Source organism: uncultured Salegentibacter sp. (assembly GCF_963972535.1).
Lineage (GTDB): Bacteria > Bacteroidota > Bacteroidia > Flavobacteriales > Flavobacteriaceae > Salegentibacter.
This window is the reverse complement of the sequence record NZ_CAXAVR010000027.1, coordinates 19,870-27,525: the sequence shown is the minus strand read 5'-3', so window position 1 is coordinate 27,525 and position 7,656 is coordinate 19,870. Positions and strand designations below refer to the sequence as shown.

Here is a 7,656-nt window from a genome sequence, read left to right as displayed (position 1 = left end):
TAATGCAGGGATTGGGTGTGTTTGCTAAAAATCGCTGGGTTCCATTATTTCTAACCTCTATTATTTTTGGTGGACTGCATTATTTTAATCCAGAGGTAGGCCAGCTGGGAGATATAATTATGATTCACTACATAGGCACAGGATTTATGTTGGGAATTATGACGCTAATGGATGAAGGTCTTGAACTGGCGCTTGGTTTTCACGCAGCTAATAATTTGGTTGCGGCACTACTGGTTACTGCCGACTGGACTGCTTTCCAAACCGAATCTATATTTAAGGACGTTTCTGCGCCTATAGCAGGTTTTTGGGATGTGGCCATTCCAGTATTTATAATTTATCCGCTTTTTCTTTTCATTATGGCTAAAAAATATGGCTGGAGCAATTGGAAAAATAAACTTTTCGGAAAAGTAGAAAAACCCGAAACCTTAAAACTTTCAGAAGAAAGTTAAATTTATCATTACAATTTGCTAACTTTCAATATGGAGAATTGTAACATATTTGGTTTTAAATATGGCAGATAAATACAAAGTACCGGAAACTCATCCCGATTTTAGGCTTAATAAACGTCATTATACCAATGCCGAACTGCATTTAGTGGCCTATAGCTTTATAAAAGAAGGGGAAGCTTTTGAAGAGAAAATAGGAAGCTTTTTATTAGACTGGATAAAACCTTCAAAATATGTTGAGGTAAAAACTTCGGGTTCTACCGGAAAACCAAAAACTATAAGGATTAAAAAAGAGCAGATGATCAACTCTGCCATTGCAACTTCCCGTTTCTTTGACCTCCCCGAGAAAACTACTGCTTTACTATGTTTGCCCGCTACCTATATTGCCGGGAAAATGATGCTGGTTCGGGCAATGGTTTTGGGTTGGCAATTAGATATGGTGCCACCTTCCTCAAATCCTTTAGACCAGGTTTTTAAACGTTACGATTTTTGTGCAATGACGCCGTTTCAGTTAGATAATTCGGTTGGGCGCCTGCATCTTATAAAGAAACTTATTGTTGGCGGTGGTGCGGTTTCGCCCAGGCTTCAAAAAATGGTAAAAGAAGTTAGCACCAAGGTTTATGAAACTTATGGAATGACGGAAACCGTTACCCATATTGCCGCAAAAAGACTAAATCCATCAAAAAACAGGAAAAAATCCCGTCCTTTTAAAGTTTTGCCGAATATTAATATTTCGCAAGATGATAGAGGTTGTTTAGTAATTAAAGCTCCTAAACTTTCAGATGAAATAATTACCACTAATGATGTGGTGGAGATTCTTACCTACAAGAAATTTATTTGGAAAGGGAGAATAGATAACGTGATCAATTCTGGCGGCATAAAACTTCATCCAGAACAAATTGAAAAGAAGCTTTCCAAAATTATAGATCAGCGGTTATTTGTAACGGCAATGCCAGATGATTCCTTAGGTGAAAAACTGGTGCTGTTTGTTGAAAATGAATTTTCAGAAGATTTTCTGCAAAAACTAGAAAGAGAGATTAATGAATTAAAAAGTCTGGAGAAATACGAGCGGCCTAAAAAAATCTATTTTATAGAAAAATTTGAAGAAACGCATACGGGTAAAATTCATAGAGAAAATACCTTTAAAAGCAAGGTAAATTAATTCCATATGAATAAAAAAAAACCTGCAGCATTAAATAATCTGCAGGTTGTTGAATAAACTAGTTTTCTTATTTATTTTATATAAGCAGAAGTTATGTAAAATTCCAGTTCGTTAACTTTTATTTTTTCCAGCGCAATATTCTGTTTTAAATTCTGCCACTCGTTTGTAGGATAAATTCTAATTTCCATTCCATCAACCAAAATATCTACCGGCATTTTAAAATCTTCAACCTCGGCTATCCATCTCGCCTGGGTTTTACCTTCTTTTTTTCTGAATTCAAGTTTAGGCAAATCAGAATGCCGTAAATATTGATCAAAAATAGGTTGTAAATCTACTTCAGTTGCCTTATTAAAGAAGTTCTCTGTAGTTTCGGTATCTATAATTTGATGTTTGTAGGTTTCGGTGTAATCTTTTAGTGTTTTCCACCATAATTCATCATTATCATAAATGCTGCGAATGGTATTTAGTAAATTGGCACCTTTAAAATACATATCACCGGAACCTTCACTATTCACACCATAATCACCAATAATTGTTGCGTTATTCCCGAGTCCGCGGCGCGTGCCTTTTAGATATTCGAGGGCTTCTTCTTTTCCCCAGCGGCACTCTACGTAAACAGCTTCGGTATATGAAGTAAAACCTTCGTGAATCCACATATCGGCAATATCTTTTGCGGTAATACTGTTGCCATACCATTCGTGACCCGATTCGTGGATAATGATGTAATCCCATTTTAAACCAATCCCGGTCCCGGAGAGGTCGTTGCCTAAATAACCCATTTTATATTCGTTTCCGTAGGCTACTGCACTTTGGTGTTCCATCCCCAGGTAAGGAGTTTCAATTAGTTTAAATCCATCTTCCACAAAAGGATATTCCCCGAATTTTTCATAAAAGCAATCCATCATTGGTTTAACTTCCTTGAATTGCTCTTTGGCTTTTTCCAGGTTGTAAGGCAAGACATAATAATCGAGATCTAGATCACCATACGAATCAGAGAAATGCTCATAATTCGCAATATTGATCATTACGTTGTAATTATTGATAGGATTAACGGTTTTCCAGCTCCATTCTGTAAAACCATTTCCTAAATCTTTTTCACCTAAAAATTGCCCGTTAGAAACGTTCATCAATCCGTTTGGAACTGCGATATCTAACTGAACTTCTTCCGGCTCGTCACTTTGATGGTCTTTATTTGGATACCAAAGACTGGCACCGGTTCCCTGTACGGCAACACCAATCCACGGATCTCCATTATCGTCTTTGTCCCAAACAAAACCGCCATCCCAGGGCGCATTTTTTGCTACAATAGGTTTTCCGGAATAATAAAATTGAATATCTCCTTTTTCATTGGCTTTTACCGTTTCTTCCAACTCGATAAATACCGCATTATGTTTACGTTCAAAAGCTAAAACTTCATCATTCTGAAGAATAGAATCCACCTGCATGTTTTCAAAAAGGTCTATTTGAATGGTTGAAAGATCATCTTCAGCAATAAAACTAATAGTATTTGAACCTGAAATAAATTGCTTTTCGGGTTCAACTTTAAGCTTTAAATGATACTTCTGAACATCGAAAGCACGTTCAGGTCTTAACGATCCTCTAAGTGAATCGGCTTCAGTATAGTTACCTTCTTTGTTGCTTAAAACCTGGGCGCAGGAAGTATTAGATGCGGCAATGAAAACGGCCAGCATTAAAACTAAATTTTTCATTTTTATTTCTGAAATTATGTTTGAATTACTCCTAAATTAAAGTCTTTTTCAATAGGCGCGTGGTTGGCGGCTTCAATTCCCATAGAGATCCATTTCCTGGTATCTAAAGGATCTATTACGGCGTCTGTCCATAGACGTGCAGCAGCGTAATAAGGCGAAGTTTGTTCATCATAACGTGATTTTATCGCCTCAAAAACTTCTTTTTCTTTTTCTTCATCAACCTTTTCGCCTTTTTTCTCCATTGCAGCCGTTTCAATTTGCGCTAAAACTTTTGCTGCTTGTGTTCCTCCCATTACTGCAAGCTCGGCACTAGGCCAGGCTGCGATAAGTCTAGGGTCGTAAGCTTTTCCGCACATGGCGTAATTTCCTGCACCATAAGAATTCCCCATGATAATGGTGAATTTAGGCACTACAGAATTACTAACTGCGCTCACCATTTTAGCGCCGTCTTTAATAATGCCGCCGTGTTCACTTTTGCTGCCTACCATAAATCCGGTAACATCCTGAAGGAAAACCAACGGAATTTTTTTCTGGTTGCAATTTGCAATAAAACGAGTTGCTTTATCGGCTGAATCTGAATAGATCACACCGCCAAATTGCATTTCTGTAGGTTTCGTTTTTGATGCCGTAGTTTTTACAATTTTACGCTGATTAGCAACAATACCCACGGCCCAGCCATCTATCCTGGCGTAGCCGGTAATAATGGTTTGGCCATAACCTTCTTTATATTCTTCAAATTCTGAACCATCTACCAAACGGGAAATAATTTCCCGAACATCGTATTGGTCGCTGCGTTTTTTAGGAAGAATTCCGTAAATATCTTCCTGATTTTCCTTTGGTTTTACAGCTTTTTTATGACTAAATCCGGCTTTATCAAAATCGCCCATTTTATCCATAATATTCTTTATGCGGGTAAGCGCGTCTTTATCGTCTTTCGCTTTATAATCGGTCACTCCACTAATTTCGCTATGTGTAGTAGCACCGCCCAGGGTTTCGTTATCTACAGATTCTCCAATGGCGGCTTTTACAAGGTAGCTTCCGGCAAGGAAAATACTTCCGGTCTTTTCTACGATAAGTGCTTCATCACTCATAATTGGAAGGTAAGCACCACCTGCCACACAACTGCCCATCACCGCTGCAATTTGGGTGATTCCCATACTGCTCATCACAGCGTTATTTCTAAAAATTCTTCCGAAGTGTTCCTTGTCAGGAAAAATTTCATCCTGCATTGGTAAATAAACTCCGGCGCTATCTACAAGATAAATAATTGGCAACCTGTTTTCAATCGCTATTTCCTGCGCTCTTAAGTTTTTCTTTCCGGTTATAGGAAACCATGCTCCTGCTTTTACTGTAGCATCATTGGCAACAACAATACATTGTTTCCCTGAAACATAACCTATCTTAACAACAACACCTCCCGAAGGGCAGCCCCCGTGCTCTTCGTACATTCCTTCGCCAGCAAATGCCCCAATTTCAATAGCATTGGATTTATCGTCTAATAGAAAATCAATACGTTCGCGGGCGGTCATTTTTCCTTTGGCGTGGTGTTTTTCAATGCGCTTTTCACCACCACCGAGCTTTACGCGTTTAAGTTTATGATTTAATGAAGAAACCAGGAGTTTGTTATGGTCTTCATTTTTATTGAATTTCATATTCATATATTATGATTTTTTATTCCTGAAATTAGAAATATCTTCTAAATAGGTAGATATATTATCAAAATTTCAGTAAATTTTAAATTTGCAGCCGTCTTTTGGCTAAAATACAAAATAGCGTGAATTCTAGTTGTGGTTTGGGAATGTAAAATAGCCGATATTTGTATAAAATCTTTAATATGGGAATGAATAAGAATACCATTTTCGCCTGGACATCTTTTGCTTTGTTCATTATTGGTGCCGCTATTATTTTATTGGGTGTGCTTAAATATCGAGATTACGCCATTGGTTTCTCGGTCACGGGAATTGGATTTTTTGCCATTTCCTGGGCGTTTAACGCATTAAAAGGTAGAATTTAAGTCAATTATATGTCAGATTCCGCAAGTAAAAAACAATTAATTAAGCATTTAGAAAGAGGTGAAGCTTTTATGGCTTTAGAAGACTTTATCGATAAAATTCCTTTTGAAAAATTAGGAGAAAAGCCTTGTAATTTACCCTATTCCTTTTACGAGCTTTTCTATCATATCTCTTATGCTCAAAAGGATATTTTGGAATATACTACTTCTGAAGCTTATAAAACCTCAAAATGGCCCGACGACTATTGGCCGAACGAATCGGCTCCCCAAAGTAAAGAAGACTGGGGAAAATTAAAGAAAGATTATTTTGAAGATAGGGAGCGTTTTAAAAATTTTATTTTAGATGCTGACATTGATTTAAATCTTCCGGTTAAAAACTCTGACAATCATAGCTTACTGCGGGAAGTTATGCTGGTTATAGAACATACGGCCTATCACACCGGGCAAATGTTAATCATCTTGCGCTTACTTGGCCTTTATAAATAATCAAACCGAATTCTGACTTTAATTTCAGATATTTGCAAATCTTAAAATAGCTTAAAAAATTCATTATGGCAGACGATAAAAAAGTGATCTTTTCAATGTCTGGGGTTACCAAGACTTATAAAAATGCGAATACCCCGGTTTTGAAAAATATATACCTTAGTTTTTTCTACGGTGCAAAAATTGGGATTCTTGGTTTAAATGGTTCGGGTAAATCTACTTTACTTAGAATCATCGCCGGCGAAGATAAAAATTACCAGGGCGATGTGGTTTTCTCTCCTGGCTATTCCGTTGGTTACCTTGAACAGGAACCAAAGGTAGATGAAGATAAAACCGTACTGGAAGTGGTAAAAGAAGGAGTTGCCGAAACGGTGGCCATTCTTGATGAGTACAATAAAATTAACGACCAGTTTGGATTGCCCGAGGTTTATGAAGATGCCGATAAGATGCAGAAGCTTATGGATAAGCAGGCTGCGCTTCAGGATAAAATTGATTCTTCTAACGCCTGGGAACTCGATACAAAACTGGAAATTGCAATGGACGCTTTAAGAACCCCTGAAGCCGATAAAAAGATTTCGGTGCTTTCAGGAGGAGAAAGAAGACGTGTGGCGCTTTGTAGACTCTTGCTTCAGGAGCCAGATATTTTACTCCTTGATGAGCCTACCAACCACCTTGATGCTGAATCTGTACATTGGTTAGAGCATCATTTAGCACAATACAAAGGAACGGTGATCGCGGTAACTCACGACCGTTATTTCCTGGATAACGTAGCCGGTTGGATTTTAGAACTGGACAGGGGCGAAGGAATCCCATGGAAAGGAAATTATTCTTCCTGGTTAGACCAGAAGTCTAAACGTATGGCGCAGGAACAAAAACAAGCCAGTAAGCGTCAAAAAACCTTAGAACGAGAATTGGAATGGTCTAAAATGAATCCTAAAGGACGTCAGGCCAAGCAAAAAGCACGTTTAAATAATTATGATAAGTTGTTGAGCCAGGATCAAAAGCAAATGGATGAGCAGCTGGAAATTTATATTCCTAACGGTCCAAGGTTGGGAACCAATGTGATTGAAGCCAATGGAGTGAGTAAAGCTTTTGGTGATAAATTGCTTTATGAAGATTTAAATTTTAAACTTCCGCAGGCTGGAATTGTTGGAGTAATTGGACCCAACGGTGCTGGTAAAACTACGATTTTTAAAATGATTATGGGTGAAGAAGAGCCTGATAAAGGAAGTTTTGAGGTTGGTGAAACCGCAAAGATTGCTTATGTAGACCAGGCGCATTCTAATATTGATCCTGAAAAAACTATTTGGCAGAACTTTAGCGATGAGCAGGAGTTGGTTATGATGGGCGGTCGCCAGGTAAATTCACGAGCTTATTTAAGCCGATTTAACTTTAGCGGAAGTGAACAAAATAAGAAAGTAAATATGCTTTCTGGTGGAGAAAGAAACCGACTTCATTTGGCGATGACGTTAAAAGAGGAAGGAAACGTTCTACTACTCGATGAGCCTACCAACGATTTAGATGTAAATACGCTACGAGCGCTGGAAGAAGGTTTAGAGAATTTTGCCGGCTGTGCCGTGGTTATTTCCCACGACCGTTGGTTCCTGGATAGAATTTGTACACATATCCTGGCTTTTGAAGGAGATTCTCAGGTTTATTTCTTTGAAGGAAGCTTCTCTGATTATGAAGAAAACAAGAAAAAACGTTTAGGTGGAGATATTATGCCAAAACGTATTAAGTACAAGAAGTTGGTGAGATAATTTTTTTAATCTCGCAGAAAAAAACGTCATTCTGAATTTATTTCAGAATCTAAGATGATTAATTTTCATTCAAGTTAAAACCTGA

The 7,656-nt window shown here is 37.8% G+C and carries 7 protein-coding genes; 5 read left to right on the top strand and 2 right to left on the bottom strand.

The window, feature by feature from the left end; genetic code table 11:
- Together AACZ30_RS05655 and AACZ30_RS05650 are read left to right on the top strand one after the other, a co-directional pair.
- A partial coding sequence (locus tag AACZ30_RS05655; RefSeq protein ID WP_339648208.1) for a CPBP family glutamic-type intramembrane protease occupies window positions 1-449 on the top strand: 449 nt, incomplete at its 5' end.
- A 61-nt stretch (window positions 450-510) separates the two neighbouring features.
- Window positions 511-1,608 carry an AMP-binding protein gene (locus AACZ30_RS05650; protein ID WP_208224779.1) on the top strand — a complete coding sequence of 366 codons (1,098 nt, stop codon included), beginning with the start codon at window positions 511-513 and terminating at the stop codon, window positions 1,606-1,608.
- Between the two features lie 71 nt (window positions 1,609-1,679).
- On the opposite strand, the gene AACZ30_RS05645 is transcribed toward AACZ30_RS05650, so the two are convergent.
- Entirely contained in the window at window positions 1,680-3,317 is a 1,638-nt protein-coding gene (locus AACZ30_RS05645; RefSeq protein WP_075326056.1) for a M1 family metallopeptidase, read from the bottom strand.
- Window positions 3,318-3,331: 14 nt separating this feature from the next.
- Window positions 3,332-4,975 (bottom strand): carboxyl transferase domain-containing protein, encoded by a 1,644-nt coding sequence (locus AACZ30_RS05640; protein ID WP_339648206.1) that lies wholly within the window; start codon window positions 4,973-4,975, stop codon window positions 3,332-3,334.
- 176 nt (window positions 4,976-5,151) lie between these two features.
- Between AACZ30_RS05640 and AACZ30_RS05635 the strand changes: the two genes are divergently transcribed.
- The 3 genes from AACZ30_RS05635 (at window position 5,152) to ettA (ending at window position 7,571) form a co-directional block, all read left to right on the top strand.
- Window positions 5,152-5,331: a CAL67264 family membrane protein gene (locus tag AACZ30_RS05635; RefSeq protein WP_339648210.1), complete on the top strand. Its 180-nt coding sequence runs from the start codon at window positions 5,152-5,154 to the stop codon at window positions 5,329-5,331.
- A gap of 9 nt (window positions 5,332-5,340) precedes the next feature.
- A complete protein-coding gene (locus AACZ30_RS05630; protein ID WP_339648205.1) occupies window positions 5,341-5,814 on the top strand; it encodes a DinB family protein in 474 nt (157 codons plus the stop codon).
- Window positions 5,815-5,879: 65 nt separating this feature from the next.
- Window positions 5,880-7,571 carry an energy-dependent translational throttle protein EttA gene (ettA, locus tag AACZ30_RS05625; RefSeq protein WP_075326060.1) on the top strand — a complete coding sequence of 564 codons (1,692 nt, stop codon included), beginning with the start codon at window positions 5,880-5,882 and terminating at the stop codon, window positions 7,569-7,571.
- Window positions 7,572-7,656 lie beyond the last annotated feature (85 nt).